The organism is Nocardioides sp. NPDC087217, assembly GCF_044744805.1.
Taxonomy (GTDB): Bacteria; Actinomycetota; Actinomycetes; order Propionibacteriales; family Nocardioidaceae; genus Nocardioides.
In genome coordinates this window covers 16,428-34,288 of the sequence record NZ_JBIUZB010000003.1, presented here as the reverse complement: position 1 = coordinate 34,288, position 17,861 = coordinate 16,428, and the positions used below count along the sequence as shown (strand labels likewise).

Below are 17,861 nucleotides of genomic sequence, written 5' to 3'. Positions count from 1 at the left end.
TGCTCCTTACGCAGGGATGAGCGCCCAGTAGTCGAGGTCGAGCAGCACGCCGGGGGCGTACTTCCCGTCCTCGCCGCGCAGGGTCATCGACTCGTCGCGGCCCTTCGTGGCGACCAGGCGCAGCCGCAGCGCGCCGACACCCGGGGCGTCGGTCTCCACCTTGTCGAGCACCTCGGACCAGGCGTAGACGGTGTCGCCCGCGAAGGCCGGAGAGGTGTGTGCGCCGGCGTTGATCGCGGCGATCAGCTGGGCGTTGGCGAGGCCGTTGAACGACAGCGCACGGGCCAGCGAGATGATGTGGCCGCCGTAGACGAGGTTGCGGCCGTCGGGCCGGGCCTCGACGTTGAAGTGCACCTTCGCGGTGTTCTGCCACAGCCGGGTGGCCTGCTGGTGCTCGGACTCGGTGAGGGTGACCCCGTCGACGTGGTCGATCTTCTCGCCGACCTCGTAGTCGGCCAGCCGGTGCGGTTCGCCGGCGGCGGTGAAGTCGTAGGAGGAGAAGTCCAGGCCCGTGGGCACGATCAGGTTCTTCGCGTCGACGACCGCGGCCAGCTCCGGGATCACGGTCTCGGGGGCCGCGGCGTCCTGGTCCCGCTTGTGCACCATCACCCAGCGCGCCCAGTCGATGGCGACCTCGCCGCGCTGGTTGGTGGCGGTCGAGCGTACGTAGACGACGCCAGACTTGCCGTTGGAGTTCTGCTTGAGGCCGATGACCTCGGACTTCGTCGAGAGCGTGTCGCCCGGCACCACCGGCTGGTGGAAGCGGCACTCGGCGTAGCCGAGGTTGGCGACCGCGTTCAGCGACACGTCCGGGACGGTCTTGCCGAAGGCGATGTGGAAGCCGATCAGCTCCTCGACCGGGTGCTGCTCGAGCCCGACGGAGGCCGCGAAGGCAGCGCTCGAGGGCACCGCGAAGCGGGTCGGGTAGAGCGACCCGTACGCAGCCCGGTCGCCCTCGGTCACCGTGCGCGGCGTGGCGTGCTCGATGACCTGGCCGACCTGGAAGTCCTCGAAGAAGTTGCCGGGGTTCGTCTTGCTCATCTGCGGCCTCTCGTCGGTGAGTCTGGCGGTGCGTGGATTACCGGACGGTAACCTAGTTCAGACGATCCCGTGGAGGCGTTCCGGGATGCGTAACAGCGGCTGGTTGCGGAGGTTGTCGATGTGGCCCGGGCCGACGGCGCGGTGCACTCCGTCCTCCTCACGGACGAGCCTGGCCGGCAGGACCGATGCCGGGTCGAACTCCTCGACGTCAGCGCTCACCGAGGCGGTCGCGGTGCTCAGCAGGCCGGCGAGATCGTCACCGGAGCGTCCCCACGAGCTGCCCTTGCCGCGACCCACCGCCTTGGCGAGCTCGTTGCGGCGGTCGGCCTGTCGGCGCAGCAGATCCAGGTCGGCGAACTTCATGTGGAGCATGAACAGCCCGGGATCGGGCACGTACGGCGCCTTGATCCCGTGGGAGGCGAGCGTCCACGCGGCCGGCACCCGCTTGACCGACGGCTTGCACATCAACGGCGCGAACTGGGCGTACGCCCGCTGGCCGACGATCGGCTTGCCGCTGACCAGCGCTCCCTCGACCGCCGTGTGGTGGACGACGTTGAGGGCGAACGGGGCGATCACCCGCTCGGGACGTCGGGCCAGGTAGTCGGAGAGGTTGGCGTACCTCGCCGGGTCCGGGACCAGGAACTCGTCCACGTCGGTGAAGATGACCACGTCGTAGACCCCCAGGAGACCCTGGGCGACCCCGCTGGCCAGGCCCATCCGGCCGGCCTCGAAGTTGCCCTTCCGGAAGCCCGGCAGGCGCTGGACCGTGCACGACAGGTCGTCGGTCGAACCGTCGGTCGAACCGTCGTCGAAGACGATCAGGTTCTCGAGACCCGCCGCTCGGCCGTAGTGGTCGACCCAGCGAGTGAGCATCTCACCCTCGTCGCGGGCGATGGTGAGCACCGCGATCCGTGGCGGCGCGGCCGACGTGCCGCCCGTCTCCTCGGCGAGTCTGCGACGACGGCGCAGGCTCCAGCTGCTTGACAAAGAGTTCCCCCGAATATGTGTGTGTTGAGGCCCTACGTGCGGACCAGCTCCTCTCGCCGAACGGACCACTCCACGAGGTCGGCCAGGGCGGAGACGGCGCGCGCCGGGGCCTTGCGGCCCTCCCCCGGGTCGATGACCTCACCAGGGATGGTCGGGTCGGCGAGCTTCTTGTCGAGGTCCGTACGCAGCGCCGCGTAGGAAGCCACCGCGGCGTCTCGAACCTGCTTGTCGGTGACCTTGCGCGGGTCGATCCCGCGTACGTCCACAGGGGCCAGGTCATCGAGATCCCCGTGGATGGTCGCGTCCAGACCGCTCAGCTCGGCTGCCTGGTCGCGGGTGAACGAGGCCGTCCAGCGCGGTGCCTGGAGCCCGATACGCGGGTCGTCGACCGTCAGCTCCGGCATCAGGCGCTTGCCGAGGACGTGCTTACGCAGCCCCATCGCCGCCGGGTAGGCCAGGCCACGCCGGTCCAGCTCGGCGTTGAGGCCGCGCAGCACCTCGACGGTCGCGGAGCCGAGGGAGGTGTTCTTCGGCGGCGGGCTCTTCATCCCCTCGGGATCGAAGCCCATCGCCACACCGAAACGCTCCAGCAGCAGGGTCGCCGGGCTGCCCGGAGGCGGCACCGTGACCAGGTGCAGAGGCCCGGCCTGGGCCCAGCGCCGGGCGATGGCGACCATGTCCTGCTCGGACCAGAACCGCTTGCCGGGGCCGGAGTGACGGCGCTCGGGAGAGCCCGGACGGCTCTTGTTGACGGAGGTGAGAAAGTCCGACCAGGTCCAGTCCACGCCGTTCTGGACGAGCTCCTGCCACATCGACGGGATCTGCCGGTTGATGTCACGCAGCGAGAGCACGATCTCGGGGGTCACGCCCGTGAAGCTCGTCGCCACCCGCTCGACCGTCTCCGGGCCGACCGGCGCCAACAGCTCGACGGAGATCAGCGCCGTGCCGTCCCACTCGTCGACCTCGGCGACCAGGCGATCCCAGGCCCCGGCGACCGAGTTGCCCTGCGGGTGCTTCCGGCGGCCCTTCACGTCGAGCACGGCCTCGATCTGGTTGCGCCAGCGCGCGCCGGGGACCAGGAACCCACGCTCCGCGAGGAGAGCCTTGTTCTTGTACAGGGCACCCTGCAGATAGGTCGTCCCCGACTTCATCGCCCCGACATGGAGCACTACGCGGCGCGCCAACTTCTCGTTACCTCTCGACCAGACCGACCCGACACCCCCGAGGGGGCATCGTAGCGTCAGGACCCGCCGCCGCCCGCCTTCCGGCGGTGCATCTTCGGTGCGCCACCGACTACCTCGGACCCGTGCGCCTTCTCCTTGGCCCCCGCGCTCTCGGCGCGTGCGTGGTCGTGGTTGTTCTTCTTCTCCAGCGCCTCGCGCATCTTGGCTTTGAGATCGTCGTTGGTCATCGCTCTCCCTAAATCGGCGTTGTGAGTCGTTGGTCGGGTAACGACCAACCTACGACACGCGCCCCGACGAATCCCCAGTTTTTCCGGACGAGACCGGAGTTATGGGCGACGAAGGTCTACTTTCGTCGCCCACAACTACGGATTCGGCGCCCGTTCGTGCGGACTCGATCGAGGCGAGTCAGGCGACGTGGTGATGGGCGGGGAGGTCGAGGAAGCCGGCGTCGCCGCCGGCGTAGTAGGTCGCCGGGTCGGCCTCGGCCAGGGGAAGCCGACGACGAAGGCGCTCGACGAGGTCCGGATTGGCGAGGTACGCCCGGCCGAAGCTCACCAGGTCGGCTCCCAGCCCCAGCCAGCGGTCCGCGGAGGCCAGGTCTGTCGGCCTGGCCCCGAACGGCGCCGCGCCGCGGGTCAGCCACGAGCTCGGGTTGACGATCATGGTCCCGTCCCACCGCTTGCGCAGGTCCAGCATGGTCGCCTCGTCGGTGGTGGCCTCGAGGTGGACGTACGCCAGCCCGAGCCGGTTGAGCTCGGTGAGCAGCGCCGCATAGACCTCGGCATGATCGGGCTCGGTGACGTCCCAGAGCCCGGCGCCGGGCGAGAGCCGGATGCCGACGCGGTCGCCGCCGACGGCGTCCACCGTCGCGGCAACGGCCTCGACGGCGAACCGGATCCGGTTGGCCACCGAGCCGCCGTAGCGGTCGGTGCGCAGGTTGGCGTTGGTCGAGAGGAACTGGCTGATCAGGTAGCCGTTGGCCCCGTGCAGCTCGACCCCGTCGAACCCGGCGCCGACCGCGCGGCGGGCGGCCTCGGCGTACGACCCGGCCTGCTCGGCGACCTCAGCGGTCTGCAGGGCACGCGGCACCGGTGCGGGCAGAGGCCCGGTCGGCGTGAAGACGTCGGTCGCCACCGCGACAGCGGACGGGGCGACCGGCCGGAGGCCGGAGATCGACTCGTGCGATACCCGGCCGCCGTGCATGAGCTGGGCGAAGATCCGGCCACCGTTGATGTGGACCGCGTCGGTGACCTGCCGCCAGGAGGCGGCCTCTGCGTCAGTGCGCAGCCCGGCGGTGTTCGGGTTCGAGGTACCGACAGCGTTGGGAGCGATCCCGTCGGAGATGAGCAGGCCGGCGGTGGCCCGCTGAGCGAAGTACGTCGCCATCGACGGCGTCGCCAGGCCGTCGGCGGTGCCTCGGGCGCGGGTCATCGGCGCCATCACGATCCGGTTCGGCAGCGTCAGCGGGCCGAGGTGGTGGCGGTCGAAGAGGCTGGTCACAGGTGAGCTCCTTGGGAGTGGCAGTGGGTCGCCACGTACGCTAGAACCTGACACTGACGTCAGAGGCAAGTCTTGTGCCGGAGATCACTCAGGAGGAGTTCGATGCGGATCGGCGAGCTCGCGAGGCGAGCAGGCGTGAGCGTCCGCTCGCTGCGCTACTACGAGGAGCAAGGGTTGCTCGAGTCCGAGCGCAGCAGCAGCGGCCAGCGGCACTATCCGGAGGCGGCCGTCGACCGGGTGATCCTCCTCCAGCGGCTCTACGCGGGCGGACTCTCCAGCCGTACGATCGGCGAGGTCCTCCCCTGCGTCGACCGGCCGAGCGCCGACACCTCCGAGGCCGCCTTCGAGATGATGGTCGGCGAGCGCGACCGGCTCAGCGCCCACATCGAGGACCTGCTCCGGACCCGCGACATGCTCGATGAGCTCATCGCCACGAACCGCCGCCACAACGCGACCCTCGCGTCCGACTCAGCCCCCTGACCGACCGGCCGAGACAGCAGAAGTGGGGGGGGGGGCCCCCCCATTGTGGGGCCCCGGGAAAAAATAGTGGGGGAGGGGGGCCGGGGGGGGCGGGCCTGTTTTTGGTGTGGGGGGCCACCCCCCAGCATAAAATATTGGTGNCGTACGTACCCCCCCCCCCCCCCCCCCCCCCCCCCCCCCCCCCCCCCCCCCCCCCCCCCCCCGCGCCCCCCCCCCCCCCCCCCCCCCCCCCCCCCCCCCCCCCCGCGGGGGCCCCCAACCCCCCTGTGCCCCCCCCCACTTCTACAGATTCGGCGGAAGGGCTCGCCGGAGGCTCAGGACTTGTAGTCCTTGAGCAGCGAACGCCCGATGATCATCTTCTGGATGTCGCTGGTGCCCTCACCGATCAGCATGAACTTCACCTCGCGCATGATCCGCTCGATCTCGTACTCCTTGGAGTAGCCGTAGCCACCGTGGATCCGGAAGGAGTCCTCGACGACCTCGTTGGCGTACTCCGAGGCGACCATCTTGGCCATCCCGGCCTCGACGTCCATCCGCTTGCCGGTGTCCTTCAGGCGCGCGGCACGGACCATCATGTTGTGGGAGACCTCGACCTTGGTGCCCATCTCTGCGAGACGGAACAGGATGGCCTGGTGCTCGGCGATCTTCTTGCCGAAGGTCTGGCGCTGCTGGGCGTAGGCGATGCCGAGCTCGAAGCCACGGATCGCCAGGCCGCAGGCGCGGGCGGCGACGTTGACCCGGCCGACCTCGACACCGTCCATCATCTGGAAGAAGCCCTTGCCCGGGGTGCCACCGAGGATCTGGTCGGCCGAGATCTTGTGACCCTCGAAGATCATCTCGGTGGTGTCGATGCCCTTGTAGCCCATCTTGTCGATCTTGCCGGGCACGGTCACGCCCTGCGCGGTCTCGCCGAAGCCGGGGGTCTTCTCGACCAGGAAGGTGGTCATGTTCTTGTAGACGCTCTCGGCGCCCTCATCGGTCTTGGTCAGCACCGCGACCAGGGTGGAGGAGCCACCGTTGGTCAGCCACATCTTCTGGCCGGTGATGCTGTAGGACCCGTCCTCGAGCTTGGTCGCCTTGGTCGACACCGCGCTCACATCCGAGCCGAGACCGGGCTCGGACATCGAGAACGCGCCACGCACCTCGCCGGTGGCCATCCTCGGCAGGTACTTCTGCTTCTGCTCCTCGGTGCCGTGCTGCATCAGCATGTAGGCCACGATGAAATGGGTGTTGATGACGCCGGAGACCGACATCCAACCGCGCGCGATCTCCTCGACACACAGCGCGTAGGTCAGCAGCGACTCACCCAGCCCGCCGTACTCCTCCGGGATCATCAGACCGAAGATGCCGAGCTCCTTGAGACCCTCGACGATCTCGGTCGGATACTCGTCGGCGTGCTCCAGCTCCTGGGCCACCGGAATGACCTTCTCGTCCACGAACTGACGGACGGTCTTCAGGATCTCTTCCTGAATATCGGTGAGACCTTCGGTCTCGGCAAGGCGACCCATGCTTCACTCCTACTCTCGGTGGTCGAGCCTGTCGAGACCACCACGACGTGTCACTGCGGCAGGTTACCAATCAGTAACCATCAGTGACAGGGTGACTCCCACCACATCGCGATCCTACGTCTCTCAAACCCGCCGTCCGACTGCCGAGAAGAACGGCTTGAAGAGCTTGTCGTACGACGCCCTGGTGACGCTCACGTAGCCCGACCGCTTGCCGCTGCCGGCCGAGGTGGACATCTGGGTGCTGGAGCTGAAGGCGAACGCCGGGGTGGCACCGGTCCTGCTGATCAGCAGCACGGTCGCCCGCAGGCCGGCACGGTCATAGCCGCTCGGACGCCGTACGGCCCAGCTCTCCTTGTTCACGTCCTTGCCGAGGACCCGCTGCAGCGAGCGCATCTCGGCGGTCGTGGTCCGTTCCGCGGTGACGACCTGGACCTGCGCACCACGCGACCTGGCCCGCTTCAGCGCCCGGAGCACCTTGGCGTTGCTCAGCGCACGGGTGGCCAGATGGACTACCTGACCGCGCTTGGTGCTGTTGATCGACTTCAGGACCGTACGCAGCACGCTCTGCTCCTCGGCGGTGCTCAGTCCTGGGTCGGTGAACACGACACCCGGCCCGAACCTGACCCGCGAGGAGCCCTCGGTGGAGGTGACCGGCAGCGGCGAGAAGTCGACGCGTACCGCGTGGTGGTCGGACTCGAGCCCGAAGGCGCGCTGATTGCCGGTGGCGAACCGCGCGATCCCGCGGGCGAGTATGTAGTCGATGGTCGAGGCCCGGCCGTGCGTCACCGGTGCCTGCTGAGTTACGTCGTAGCTCGGGGTCAGGTGCTGCGCGGCGAAGATGTCGCCCGGATAGCGAGAGCCCTCGTACTGCACGTTCAGGTCGCCGCCCACCACCACCGGGCCGCGTCTGGCCAGCGCCTTGACGAGCACGTTGAGCGCGCGGGCCGAGGGACGGACCAGGTCGCCGTAGTACTTGGATTTGGGCGCGAAGTGCACCGCGACCACCGAGACGTTCCGGCCGGTCGCCCGGTTCTCGAGGGTGACCCAGTTGGCGAACCTGATGCCCCAGTGCAGCCGCTGGTCGGCAGCCTTGCCGCGCTTGTTGCTGATCTGGTGGATGCCCTTCGAGGTCGCTGCCCACTCGTCGTTGTCCCAGGCCACCGCCGTGGCCGACCTGTACGGGTCGCCGCCCTTGCGCCACACGCGGTAGCGCCCCGGCTCGAGGTCCGCGGTCCGGCGGCCGTTCACCTCGTTGTAGGTGATGAAGTCGGGCGCCGTGTCGACGACCTCGCGTACGTCCTTCTTGAACCTCGCCGTACCCATGCTGGCCTTGATGTTGGCCTGCACCATCCGATAGCGCGGTGGCGAGTAGGCGACGGTCTCCAGGTCCGTCACCGGCGGAGCGGACGAGTCGCGCACGGCGACGAGCGCGCCGCCGAAGAGGCCGATGACAAGCCCCGCGGAGAGCAGGGCCTTGACCACCCGACCCCCGCGAGATGGCACCTGAGGTCGTGTACGCATCCGTCCGGGCCCCTCTCGCAGCATTCGCGACCGGTCACTCTGGTCACATTGAAAACATTTGTAACACAAGCCTCAGTCAGATCCCGGACCCCGTTCCGGCGCGGTTCGGATAGTTCATCGAATATGTGGTCCGTGCCATCGCGTGAGCGTCGAAGCGCCCCGCTGGGGGCTATGTCATAACGTTGGCTCGTGAGCACCTCGCCCAACCGCGTCTACGCGGCACGCCTGGTCGGCCTTCCGATCTTCGACCCGCTCGGTGAGCAGGTCGGCAAGGTGCGAGATCTCGTGGTCACGGTCAGATCCGACGCCCGGCAGCCCCGCGTGCTGGGCCTGGTGGTCGAGGTCTTCGGGCGCCGGCGCATCTTCGTGCCGATGACCCGGGTGACCAGCATCGACTCCGGTCAGATCTACACCACCGGCCTGCTCAACATGCGCCGCTTCCAGCAGCGTTCGACCGAGACCCTGGTGATCGGCCAGATGTTCGACCGTCAGGTCACCATCCGCCCCACCGGCGTCGTCGGCACCGTCTACGACGTCGGCATGGAGCAGGCCCGCAACCGCGACTGGCTGCTCTCGCGGGTGGCCGTGCAGGAGCTCGCCAAGGGACTGCGCCGTCGCGGCCAGACGCACGTGGTCGAGTGGAACGACGCCGAGGGGCTGGCCAGCCGCTCCCCCACCCAGGCCGCGACCCACCTGGTCCAGGCGATCCACGACATGCGCCCGGCCGATGCCGCGACGATGATCCACGAGCTCCCGCCCGAGCGCCAGCGACAGGTCGTCGCCGCCCTCGACGACGAGCGCCTGGCCGAGGTGCTCGAGGAGCTGCCCGAGGACGACCAGGTCGCCATCGTGCGGGCCCTGGACTCCGAGCGTGCCGCCGACGTGCTCGAGGAGATGTCGCCCGATGACGCCGCCGACCTCATCGCGGAGCTGCCCGAGGAGACCGCCACCCTGCTGCTCGAGCTGATGCAGCCCGAGGACGCCAAGGACGTACTCCGGCTGATGTCCTACGAGGAGGACACCGCCGGCTCGATGATGACGCCCGAGCCGGTCATCGTCGGCCCCGACGCGACCATCGCCGATGCGCTCGCTCTCGTACGCAACCCCGACCTCACCCCGGCCCAGGCCGCCCTCGTCTACGTCTGCCGTCCTCCGCTGGAGACGCCGACCGGCAAGTTCCTCGGCATCGCCCATATCCAGCGACTGCTGCGCGAGCCACCGTCCACGCTGGTGGCGGGCGCGCTCGACGAGTCCCTGGAACCGCTGCGCCCCGAGGACAGCACCGAGCAGGTCGCGGCCCACCTGGCGACGTACAACCTGGTCGCCGCTCCCGTCGTCGACGAGAACGGCCATCTCGCCGGCGCGGTCACCGTCGACGACCTGCTCGACCACCTGCTCCCGGAGAACTGGCGCGAGAACCTCGCCCGCCAGGAGTCGGCCACCGAGCCGCGTCCGGACACGAGGCCCGACACCCGCCCCAACAAGGTGATCACTCCGGAGATGGTGCGCCGTGGCTGACACTCGCGCCGCCCGCGGCCGCCTCGACACCCCGCGCGAGCTGCGCCGCCCGCTGGTCCGGCGGCCCACCTTCCGCGCCGACGCCTTCGGCTCCTTCGCCGAGGCCTTCGCCCGCTACATGGGCACCGCCCGGTTCCTCGCCTGGATGACGATGGTCGTGTTCATCTGGGTCGCCTGGAACGCCCTGGCTCCCCGCGAGTGGCGCTTCGACGAGTTCCCGTTCATCTTCCTGACCCTGGCGCTGAGTCTGCAGGCCTCGTACGCCGCGCCGCTGATCCTGCTCGCGCAGAACCGCCAGGAGGACCGCGACCGGGCCATCGCCGAGCAGGACCGTCGCATCGCCTCGCAGTCCAAGGCCGACATGGAGTTCCTCGCCCGCGAGACCGCGTCGCTGCGGATGGCCCTCGGCGAGGTCGCCACCCGCGACTACCTCCGCTCCGAGCTCCGGCTGCTCCTCGAGGAGCTCGACGAGCGCGACCGTCACCGCGGTCCGATCGACCAGCCCTCGGGCGATGCTGGAGACTCCCCACGCACGACGTAGGCTTGCATACCGTGAGTAGCCCGCTTCTCGACCGTGTCAACGCAGCCCTGGCGACCGTTCAGGACCCGGAGATCAAACGTCCCATCACCGAGCTGGGGATGGTCGACTCCGTCTCGATCGACGACGCAGGTGTCGTCAGCGTCAAGGTGCTGCTGACCGTCGCCGGCTGCCCGCTCAAGGACACCATCAACCGCGACACCACCGCGGCGCTCGGATCAGTCGACGGCGTCACCGGCGTCGACCTCGAGCTGGGTGTGATGACCAACGAGCAGCGCACCGAGATGCGCAACGGGCTCACCGGCGGTCAGGCGCAGCGGGAGATCCCCTTCGCCCAGCCAGGTTCGCTGACCAAGGTCTTCGCGATCGCGTCGGGCAAGGGCGGTGTCGGCAAGTCGTCGGTCACGGTCAACCTCGCCGTCGCGCTCGCCCAGCAGGGCCTCAAGGTCGGCATCGTCGACGCCGACATCTACGGCCACTCGGTGCCCGCGATGCTGGGCGTAGCCGACTCCCGGCCGACCCAGGTCGATGACCTGATCATGCCGGTCCCGACCGCCTCGGGCGTCTCGGTGATCTCGATCGGGATGCTCAAGCCCCGCCGCGACCAGGTCGTCGCGTGGCGCGGACCGATGCTCGACCGGGCCCTGGTCCAGATGCTCTCCGACGTCTACTGGGGCGACCTCGACGCGCTGCTGCTCGACCTGCCCCCGGGCACCGGCGACGTGGCGATCTCGCTGGGTCAGCACCTGCCCAACGCCGAGATCGTCGTGGTCACCACCCCGCAGGAGGCCGCCGCCGAGGTGGCCGAGCGGGCCGGCACGATGGCCGAGATGATGCACCAGCGCGTCGTCGGCGTCGTGGAGAACATGTCCTGGCTCGTCCTGCCCGACGGCTCCAAGATGGAGGTCTTCGGCTCCGGCGGTGGCCAGCGGGTCGCCGACACCCTCTCCCAGCGCTTCGGCTCGAAGGTCCCGCTGCTCGGCCAGATCCCGCTGGAGCAGACCCTGCGCGAGGCCGGCGACGCCGGGAAGCCGATCGTCGAGTCCGACCCGACCGCCGAGTCGGCCAAGGTGCTGGCCGAGGTGGCGCGTACGATCTCGGGCCGCGGCCGCGGGCTCGCGGGCATGCAACTGGGCCTCACTCCCACCTCCAAGCTCTGAGCCTGTAGGTTCACCTCCGTGTTCGGCATCGGCTTCGCGGAGCTTGCCGTCATCGTCGTGATCGCCATCCTGGTCTTCGGCCCGGACAAGATCCCCGACATGGCACGGCAGATCGCCCGCCTCCTCCACCAGGTGCGCAACCTGGCCAACAACGCGCGCGACGATCTGCGCGGAGAGCTCGGGCCCGCCTACCAGGACCTCGAGCTGCGCGACCTCGACCCGCGTCGCATCGTCAGCAGACAGATCCAGGAAGCTCTCGCCGACATCGAGGAGGAAGAGGCGCGCGCCAAGGCGCCCAAGCCTCTTCTCGCCGGCGAGAAGCCGCCCTACGACGACCAGGCCACATAGCCCGTCCCTCCAGTCTCCTTTGTCACAGGAGAACCTTCTGTTACTCGCCGGTTTAGAACCACGAATAACGGGTAAGAGAAGGTTGCCTGCGTAGAAAGGAGTTTGCGCCCATGAGCGCTCTACCATCTCGGGACCCTGATCCTGCGGAGCCGGATCCGCAACGCCCCGCCGAGGTGCCCCTGGCCGATGTCCAGGGCACGCTCGCCTTCGACCTACAGCCACGCCTGGACCCGCCGCAGCCGGACCGGAACGGGCAGGATGACGCACTGCTGGCCGAGCCGATCCCCATCGTCCCCGCCCGCGGCCATCTGAACGCGTGGATCCCACAGTTCGCCCAGAAGGTCGCCGAGGTCGTCGGCGGGGACCGTCCGGCGAGCCAGCTGGTCCGCTGGACGACCAAGGAGGTCGTCGCCGATCTTCGCTACCGCGCCGCCCTCACTGCCCGTAGCGGGGCGTACGAGCCCGGCCTGGGCCGCCACCAGCCGGTCCGTCCCCGCGTCTATCGTTGGCACCTTCACGTGGTCACCGACACCATCGTCGAGGCCACCGCCACGATCAAGTACGGCCACGGCTACCGCGCGATGGCCCTCCGCTTCGAGCAGAGCGGCGAGAACTGGATCTGCACGGTCCTCAACTTCGGGCCGTACGAATGAACCCGTGGAGCGCTGTACGTACCAGGTACGTACAGCGCTCCACGGGTTGTGAGCTGAGTGTCATCAGCCGTTGACGCGGGTGGTGAGGCCGGTCGGGCCGCCGGGGCGGCCGTGGCACTGCTTGAACTTCTTGCCCGAGCCGCAGGGGCACTGCTCGTTGCGGCCGATCTTGGCGTAGGGGTCGTCGGCGTTGCTGACGGTGTTGCCCTGCGCCTCGGCCTGACCCTGCTCGTCCGGGCCGGAGAAGGCCAGGTGCTTCGGAGCGGCAGGCTTCTGCAGACCCGGCGCGACGATGTGGGGCGACCCACTCGGCGCCTGGCCCGCGGGCTGTGCCTTCAGGGCGGCGGAGATGTCCTGGAGACCACCGGCCTGACCGACGCCGACCGGCGGCTCGGCGAGCGCGCCCTCGTGCATCGGACCGGCGTGACGGGTGCCGTCGGGGTGGTAGTGGAACTCCGGCTCCGCCTGCTCGACCTGGACCTCCAGGTTGAACAGGTAGCCGACCGCGGCCTCCTTGATGCCGTCCATCATCGCGGTGAACATGTCGAAGCCCTCGCGCTGGTACTCCACCAGCGGGTCGCGCTGCGAGTAGGCCCGCAGACCGATGCCCTCACGCAGGTAGTCCATCTCGTAGAGGTGCTCGCGCCACTTGCGGTCCAGCACCGAGAGGACGACCTGGCGCTCGACCTCGCGCATGCCCTCGGAGCCGATCTCCTCCTCGCGGCGGTCGTACGCCTCCTGGGCATCCTTCTTGAGGATCTCGATCAGCTCGTTGCGGTCGAGGTCGTCCTTGCTGCCGCCGGCGTCCGCGATCAGCTTCTCGGGCTCGACCGACACCGGCCACATCTGCTTGAGGTCGGTCCACAGCTGGTCGAGGTCCCACTCCTCGGCGTAGTCCTGGGTCGCGCCGGTGACGACGCCGGTGACGACGTCGTCGATGAAGGTGCGGATCTGGTCCTCGAGGTCGGCGCCCTCGAGCACCTCGCGGCGCTCGGCGTAGATCACCTTGCGCTGGCGGTCCATGACGTCGTCGTACTTGAGGACGTTCTTGCGGGACTCGAAGTTCTGCCCCTCGACCTGGGTCTGCGCGTTGGCGATCGACTTGGTCACCGACTTGGCCTCGATCGGCACGTCGTCGGGGATCTTCAGGGTGGTCAGGATGCGGTCGACCCACTCGCCCTTGAACAGGCGCATCAGGTCGTCCTCCAGCGACAGGTAGAAGCGGGACTCGCCCGGGTCACCCTGACGGCCGGAACGACCACGCAGCTGGTTGTCGATGCGGCGGGACTCGTGGCGCTCGGTGCCGAGGACGTAGAGACCACCGAGCTCGGTGACCTCCTCGTGCTCGGCGGCGACCTGCTTCTTGATCCGCTCGACGGTCGGCGCCCAGCCCTGCTCGTACGCCTCGGCGGTCTCGCCCGTGGGCTCCAGGCCCTGCTTGCGAAGCTCCTGGTCGGCCAGGAAGTCGACGGACCCACCGAGCATGATGTCGGTGCCTCGACCGGCCATGTTGGTGGCGACCGTGACCGCGCCCTTGTGGCCGGCCAGGGCGACGATCTTGGCCTCGTCGGCGTGGTACTTCGCGTTGAGGACGGTGTGCGGGACGCCGCGCTTCTTGAGGATGTTGCCGAGGTATTCGGACTTCTCCACCGAGACGGTGCCGACCAGCACCGGCTGGCCCTTCTTGTGGCGCTCCACCAGGTCGTCGGCGACGGCCTCGTACTTCGCCTCCTCGGTCCGGTAGACGAGGTCGGGCTGGTCCTTGCGGATCATCGGCTTGTTGGTCGGGATCGGGACCACGCCGAGCTTGTAGATCTTGTCGAACTCCGACTCCTCGGTCATGGCCGTACCGGTCATGCCGGAGAGCTTCTCGTAGAGGCGGAAGTAGTTCTGCAGGGTGATGCTCGCCAGGGTCTGGTACTCCTCGCGGACCTTCACACCCTCCTTGGCCTCGATCGCCTGGTGCAGGCCGTCGTTGTAGCGGCGGCCGGCGAGCATGCGGCCGGTGTGCTCGTCGACGATCAGGACCTCGTCGTTGGCGACGACGTACTCCTTGTCGCGGCGGAAGAGCTCCTTGGCCTTGATCGAGTTGTTCATGAACGAGATCAGCGGGGTGTTGACCGCCTCGTAGAGGTTCTCGATGCCGAGGTGGTCCTCGACCCGGGTGATGCCCCGCTCGAGAACGGCGATGGTGCGCTTCTTCTCGTCGACCTCGTAGTCGACGTCCTTGGTCAGCGTCTTGGCGATCGTGGCGAACTCGTCGTACCACTTCACGTCGTCCTCGGTCGGGCCCGAGATGATCAGCGGGGTGCGGGCCTCGTCGATGAGGATCGAGTCGACCTCGTCGACGATCGCGAAGAAGTGGCCGCGCTGAACCAGGTCGGCCATGGACGAGGCCATGTTGTCGCGCAGGTAGTCGAAGCCGAGCTCGTTGTTGGTGCCGTAGGTGATGTCGCAGTTGTAGGCCTCGCGGCGCTGCGCCGGGGTCATCTGCGGCAGGATCACGCCGACGGTGAGGCCGAGGAAGCCGTAGATGCGGCCCATCATCTCGGCCTGGAACTTGGCCAGGTAGTCGTTGACCGTGACGACGTGGACGCCCTTGCCGGCCAGCGCGTTCAGGTAGGCCGGGAGCACCGCGGTCTGGGTCTTGCCCTCACCGGTCTTCATCTCGGCGATGTTGCCGAGGTGGAGCGCCGCGCCGCCCTGGATCTGCACGTCGTAGTGACGCTGGCCCAGGACGCGCTTGGTGACCTCGCGGACCGTGGCGAACGCCTCGGCCATGATGTCGTCGAGATCCTCGCCGTTCTCCAGGCGTTGCTTGAACTCGTCGGTCATCCCGCGCAGCTCGTCATCGCTCATCGCGACGAACTCGTCCTCGATCGCGTTGACGGCCTTCGAGATGGCCTCGAGCTCGCGAAGGATCTTGCCTTCGCCGAGGCGAAGGATCTTGTCGAGAATTGCCACGGTGGCGGGCTCCTACTAGCGGCAGACAGATAGCACGCTCACTCTACCCACCTCCCGGTCGCCCACTCACACCAACGGCGCAAGCAGGGGTGCCAGGTCGCCCTTGGGATCGACCTCGATGGTGCTCAGGCCGAGCCATCCGGCGAGCCGTTCGAGCTCGGCCGCGAGCTCGATGGCCGTCTCCACCGGCGCGCCGGCTTCCGCGAATGCGCCCTTGACCTGGAGCGTTCCGCTCTTGCGGTCGGCCTTCAGGTCGACGCGGCCGACGATCTGCTCGCCGAGGAGGAACGGCAGCACGTAGTAGCCGTGGATCCGCTTGGGCGCCGGCGTGTAGATCTCGATCCGGTAGAAGAAGTCGAAGAGCGCCTCGGTGCGCTCCCGCTCCCAGACCAGCGGGTCGAACGGGCTCAGCAGCGCACGAGCCTCGACGCGCCTCGGGAGGCGCGACCCGGAGAAGAGGTACGCCTGCTTGCGGATGCCCTCGACCGCGACCGGCTCCACCTCGCCGGCGTCGATGAGCTGGTTGAGTGCGCGTGTCGTGTCGTCGACGCGCATCCGGAAGTAGTCGGCGATGTCCTTGGCGGTGCCGACCCCGTGGGACCGGGTGGCGCGGCGTACGAGCTCGAGGTGGGCCTCCTCCTTCGACGGCGTCGGCGCGTCGAGGTGGATCCGCGGGATGACGCGCTCGGGCAGGTCGTAGGCGACCTCGAACTGGTCGTTGCGGTGCGAGATCGCCAGCTCGCCGAACATGTAGAGGATGTCGAGGGTCTTGCGCGAGTCGGACCAGTTCCAGCCCCAGTGGTCCTTGGTCTGCGGACCGGCGTCGTCGAGCGCCTTGGCCGCCTCGCGCGCGGTGAGCGCCCCCTGCTCGGCCACCAGCGCGAGCACCTTCTCCTTCATCCCGTCCGGCACGCTCCCCCACCACTTCGAGCCCTTCTGGGCGCGGTAGTGGTCCATCCGCCACTGCATGTGCGGCCACAGCTCGACCGGCATGAACGCCTGCACGTGAGCCCAGTACTCGACCATCCGGCGATCCTTGAGGCCCTTGCTGGCGCGGTGCAGGAGCCCGGTGTCGTACGCCCCCATCCGGCTGTAGAGCGGCATGTAGTGCGCGCGCTGCAGCACGTTGACCGAATCCACCTGGAGGACTCCGGTGCGCTCCAGCGTGCGCTGGAACGTACGCATGGTCGGCATCGTGTGGGGCTTGTCGGCGAACCCCTGCGCCGCCAGGGCGATCCGGCGGGCCTGGGAGCGGCTGAGTGTCTGGGAGCTAGGCACGAATCCGACTCTAGAGCCGGTTCCGGACGTTATCCGACCTGATCCGGGTCAGGCGGCCGTACCGCCCCGTGATGCATCTGCGATCGCTATGACAGAGGGTCCGACCTTGTGAAACTTTCACAAGGTCGGACCCTCTGTCATAGCGGTGCCTAGGCTCGGATTCATGACGACACGATTCGGGATCAAGCTCAGCCAAGCAGCCCCCATCGACGACTACCTGAACGTGTGGCGTACCGCCGACGAGGCGGGCTTCGACCATGTCTGGGTGATGGACCACATCGCCAGCCTGGGCGACAGTCCGAACGAGCCGATCTTCGACGGCTGGGCGATGCAGGCGGCCATGGCCGTCGCGACGAAGCGGGTGCGGATCGGATGCATGGTCACCGGCAACACCTACCGCCACCCCGGCATGCTCGCCAAGCTCGCCACCACCGTCGACCATCTCTCCGGCGGTCGGCTGGAGTTCGGCATCGGCGCAGGCTGGGCGGAGCGCGAGCACACGATGTACGGCCTGGAGTTCGGCACCTGGCCGTCACCTCCCTCGACACGCTCCGGGACGCCACCGCCTGACGGCGGAGCCGCACCCGGGGAGCGAGAGGCGTACCTGACGCGCCTCACGCTCCCCAGGTCCTGCCTCAGAGCGGGCCGAACACCTCGCCGACGTCCGCGTCCAGCGCGAACGACTCCAGCACCCCGAGCAGCTTGCGCTCCTCGAAGCGGAAGTGGGACTCCATGATCGCGGCGATGCCTTCGAGGTGCTTCCCGAGGTCTTCGGGGGTTGCGGCCCGATCGACAGCGGCCTGGAGGCCGCCGAGGAGGTGGCCGATCATGGAGTGGTCCTGCTCGAGATAGCGGATCGTCTCGCGCAGCTCCGAGTGTGACCGGGCGATCGCCGGGAAGAGCTCCCCGTCCTCCCCCTCGTGATGTCCGGTCAGGGCCGCGCAGAACCCGTGACAGAACAGCAGCAGGTCGCGAGCCGCGGGCTCGGCGGGATCTCCCGCGGCGATGGCCTCCTGCGTCACCCGCAGGGCCTTGCGCAGACGCTCGTGCACGTCGCGCATCTCGTTGCTCCAGGCGATCAGCCTGGTCTTCTCGCCCTCAGTCACGTGAGGGCGAAGGGGACGACAACATCAGTCGTACTCCTTCGAATCCGGCGCCTCCATGCCTGACACGGTCTGCCA

17 protein-coding genes are annotated in these 17,861 nt (G+C 68.6%); 7 read left to right on the top strand and 10 right to left on the bottom strand.

What is annotated here, in order from left to right; translation table 11 throughout:
• Positions 1–6 precede the first annotated feature (6 nt).
• The 5 genes from ACIO3S_RS14525 to ACIO3S_RS14505 all read right to left on the bottom strand — a co-directional run bounded on the left by ACIO3S_RS14525 (position 7) and on the right by ACIO3S_RS14505 (position 4,712).
• A complete protein-coding gene (locus ACIO3S_RS14525; protein WP_400464737.1) occupies positions 7–1,041 on the bottom strand; it encodes a MaoC family dehydratase in 1,035 nt (344 codons plus the stop codon).
• Between the two features lie 57 nt (positions 1,042–1,098).
• Positions 1,099–2,028, bottom strand: coding sequence for a glycosyltransferase family 2 protein (locus tag ACIO3S_RS14520; protein ID WP_400464734.1), 930 nt, complete (start codon positions 2,026–2,028; stop codon positions 1,099–1,101).
• A gap of 32 nt (positions 2,029–2,060) precedes the next feature.
• On the bottom strand, positions 2,061–3,212 hold the full coding sequence (locus tag ACIO3S_RS14515) for a hypothetical protein (RefSeq protein WP_400464731.1): 1,152 nt from the start codon (positions 3,210–3,212) through the stop codon (positions 2,061–2,063).
• Positions 3,213–3,268: 56 nt separating this feature from the next.
• Complete coding sequence (locus ACIO3S_RS14510) at positions 3,269–3,439, bottom strand: DUF5302 domain-containing protein (protein ID WP_160027349.1); 171 nt, start codon at positions 3,437–3,439, stop codon at positions 3,269–3,271.
• Between the two features lie 178 nt (positions 3,440–3,617).
• Positions 3,618–4,712: an alkene reductase gene (locus ACIO3S_RS14505; protein WP_400464728.1), complete on the bottom strand. Its 1,095-nt coding sequence runs from the start codon at positions 4,710–4,712 to the stop codon at positions 3,618–3,620.
• A 102-nt stretch (positions 4,713–4,814) separates the two neighbouring features.
• Here ACIO3S_RS14505 and ACIO3S_RS14500 point away from each other — a divergent pair, with 102 nt between their 5' ends.
• Positions 4,815–5,192 carry a MerR family transcriptional regulator gene (locus tag ACIO3S_RS14500; RefSeq protein ID WP_400464725.1) on the top strand — a complete coding sequence of 126 codons (378 nt, stop codon included), beginning with the start codon at positions 4,815–4,817 and terminating at the stop codon, positions 5,190–5,192.
• Positions 5,193–5,506: 314 nt separating this feature from the next.
• Here ACIO3S_RS14500 and ACIO3S_RS14495 read toward each other — a convergent pair whose 3' ends face one another.
• Positions 5,507–6,700 carry an acyl-CoA dehydrogenase family protein gene (locus tag ACIO3S_RS14495; protein WP_400464722.1) on the bottom strand — a complete coding sequence of 398 codons (1,194 nt, stop codon included), beginning with the start codon at positions 6,698–6,700 and terminating at the stop codon, positions 5,507–5,509.
• Positions 6,701–6,823: 123 nt separating this feature from the next.
• Positions 6,824–8,203, bottom strand: a complete 1,380-nt coding sequence (locus ACIO3S_RS14490) for an endonuclease/exonuclease/phosphatase family protein (protein ID WP_400464719.1) — start codon at positions 8,201–8,203, stop codon at positions 6,824–6,826.
• Positions 8,204–8,410: 207 nt separating this feature from the next.
• On the opposite strand from ACIO3S_RS14490, the gene ACIO3S_RS14485 reads away from it, so the two are divergent.
• From ACIO3S_RS14485 to ACIO3S_RS14465, 5 genes are all read left to right on the top strand, one after another.
• Entirely contained in the window at positions 8,411–9,739 is a 1,329-nt protein-coding gene (locus ACIO3S_RS14485) for a magnesium transporter MgtE N-terminal domain-containing protein (RefSeq protein WP_400464716.1), read from the top strand.
• A complete protein-coding gene (locus ACIO3S_RS14480; RefSeq protein WP_160027330.1) occupies positions 9,732–10,280 on the top strand; it encodes a DUF1003 domain-containing protein in 549 nt (182 codons plus the stop codon). Before ACIO3S_RS14485 ends, ACIO3S_RS14480 begins: the two co-directional genes overlap by 8 nt.
• Positions 10,281–10,291: 11 nt before the next feature.
• Positions 10,292–11,437, top strand: a complete 1,146-nt coding sequence (locus tag ACIO3S_RS14475; RefSeq protein ID WP_400464713.1) for an Mrp/NBP35 family ATP-binding protein — start codon at positions 10,292–10,294, stop codon at positions 11,435–11,437.
• Between the two features lie 18 nt (positions 11,438–11,455).
• Positions 11,456–11,785, top strand: a complete 330-nt coding sequence (locus ACIO3S_RS14470; RefSeq protein WP_008364136.1) for a sec-independent translocase — start codon at positions 11,456–11,458, stop codon at positions 11,783–11,785.
• 110 nt (positions 11,786–11,895) lie between these two features.
• The gene (locus ACIO3S_RS14465; protein ID WP_400464710.1) at positions 11,896–12,438 is read left to right on the top strand and encodes an Rv3235 family protein; all 543 of its coding nucleotides are present in this window, start codon (positions 11,896–11,898) and stop codon (positions 12,436–12,438) included.
• Positions 12,439–12,501: 63 nt separating this feature from the next.
• Here ACIO3S_RS14465 and secA read toward each other — a convergent pair whose 3' ends face one another.
• Positions 12,502–15,402: a preprotein translocase subunit SecA gene (gene secA / locus ACIO3S_RS14460; protein WP_400464707.1), complete on the bottom strand. Its 2,901-nt coding sequence runs from the start codon at positions 15,400–15,402 to the stop codon at positions 12,502–12,504.
• A gap of 66 nt (positions 15,403–15,468) precedes the next feature.
• Positions 15,469–16,680 (bottom strand): winged helix-turn-helix domain-containing protein, encoded by a 1,212-nt coding sequence (locus tag ACIO3S_RS14455; RefSeq protein WP_400464705.1) that lies wholly within the window; start codon positions 16,678–16,680, stop codon positions 15,469–15,471.
• A 163-nt stretch (positions 16,681–16,843) separates the two neighbouring features.
• Between ACIO3S_RS14455 and ACIO3S_RS14450 the strand changes: the two genes are divergently transcribed.
• Positions 16,844–17,416: an LLM class flavin-dependent oxidoreductase gene (locus ACIO3S_RS14450; protein ID WP_400464702.1), complete on the top strand. Its 573-nt coding sequence runs from the start codon at positions 16,844–16,846 to the stop codon at positions 17,414–17,416.
• On the opposite strand, the gene ACIO3S_RS14445 is transcribed toward ACIO3S_RS14450, so the two are convergent.
• Positions 17,316–17,786: a hemerythrin domain-containing protein gene (locus tag ACIO3S_RS14445; RefSeq protein ID WP_400464699.1), complete on the bottom strand. Its 471-nt coding sequence runs from the start codon at positions 17,784–17,786 to the stop codon at positions 17,316–17,318. The genes ACIO3S_RS14450 and ACIO3S_RS14445 overlap by 101 nt on opposite strands.
• Positions 17,787–17,861 lie beyond the last annotated feature (75 nt).

Bases quoted from the DNA above. Each gene is read 5' to 3' on its own strand.
- ACIO3S_RS14525 (WP_400464737.1), bottom strand. From the start codon at position 1,041: ATGAGCAAGACGAACCCCGGCAACTTCTTCGAGGACTTCCAGGTCGGC.
- ACIO3S_RS14495 (WP_400464722.1), bottom strand. From the start codon at position 6,700: ATGGGTCGCCTTGCCGAGACCGAAGGTCTCACCGATATTCAGGAAGAG.
- ACIO3S_RS14450 (WP_400464702.1), top strand. From the start codon at position 16,844: ATGACGACACGATTCGGGATCAAGCTCAGCCAAGCAGCCCCCATCGAC.
- ACIO3S_RS14510 (WP_160027349.1), bottom strand. From the start codon at position 3,439: ATGACCAACGACGATCTCAAAGCCAAGATGCGCGAGGCGCTGGAGAAG.
- ACIO3S_RS14500 (WP_400464725.1), top strand. From the start codon at position 4,815: ATGCGGATCGGCGAGCTCGCGAGGCGAGCAGGCGTGAGCGTCCGCTCG.
- ACIO3S_RS14465 (WP_400464710.1), top strand. From the start codon at position 11,896: ATGAGCGCTCTACCATCTCGGGACCCTGATCCTGCGGAGCCGGATCCG.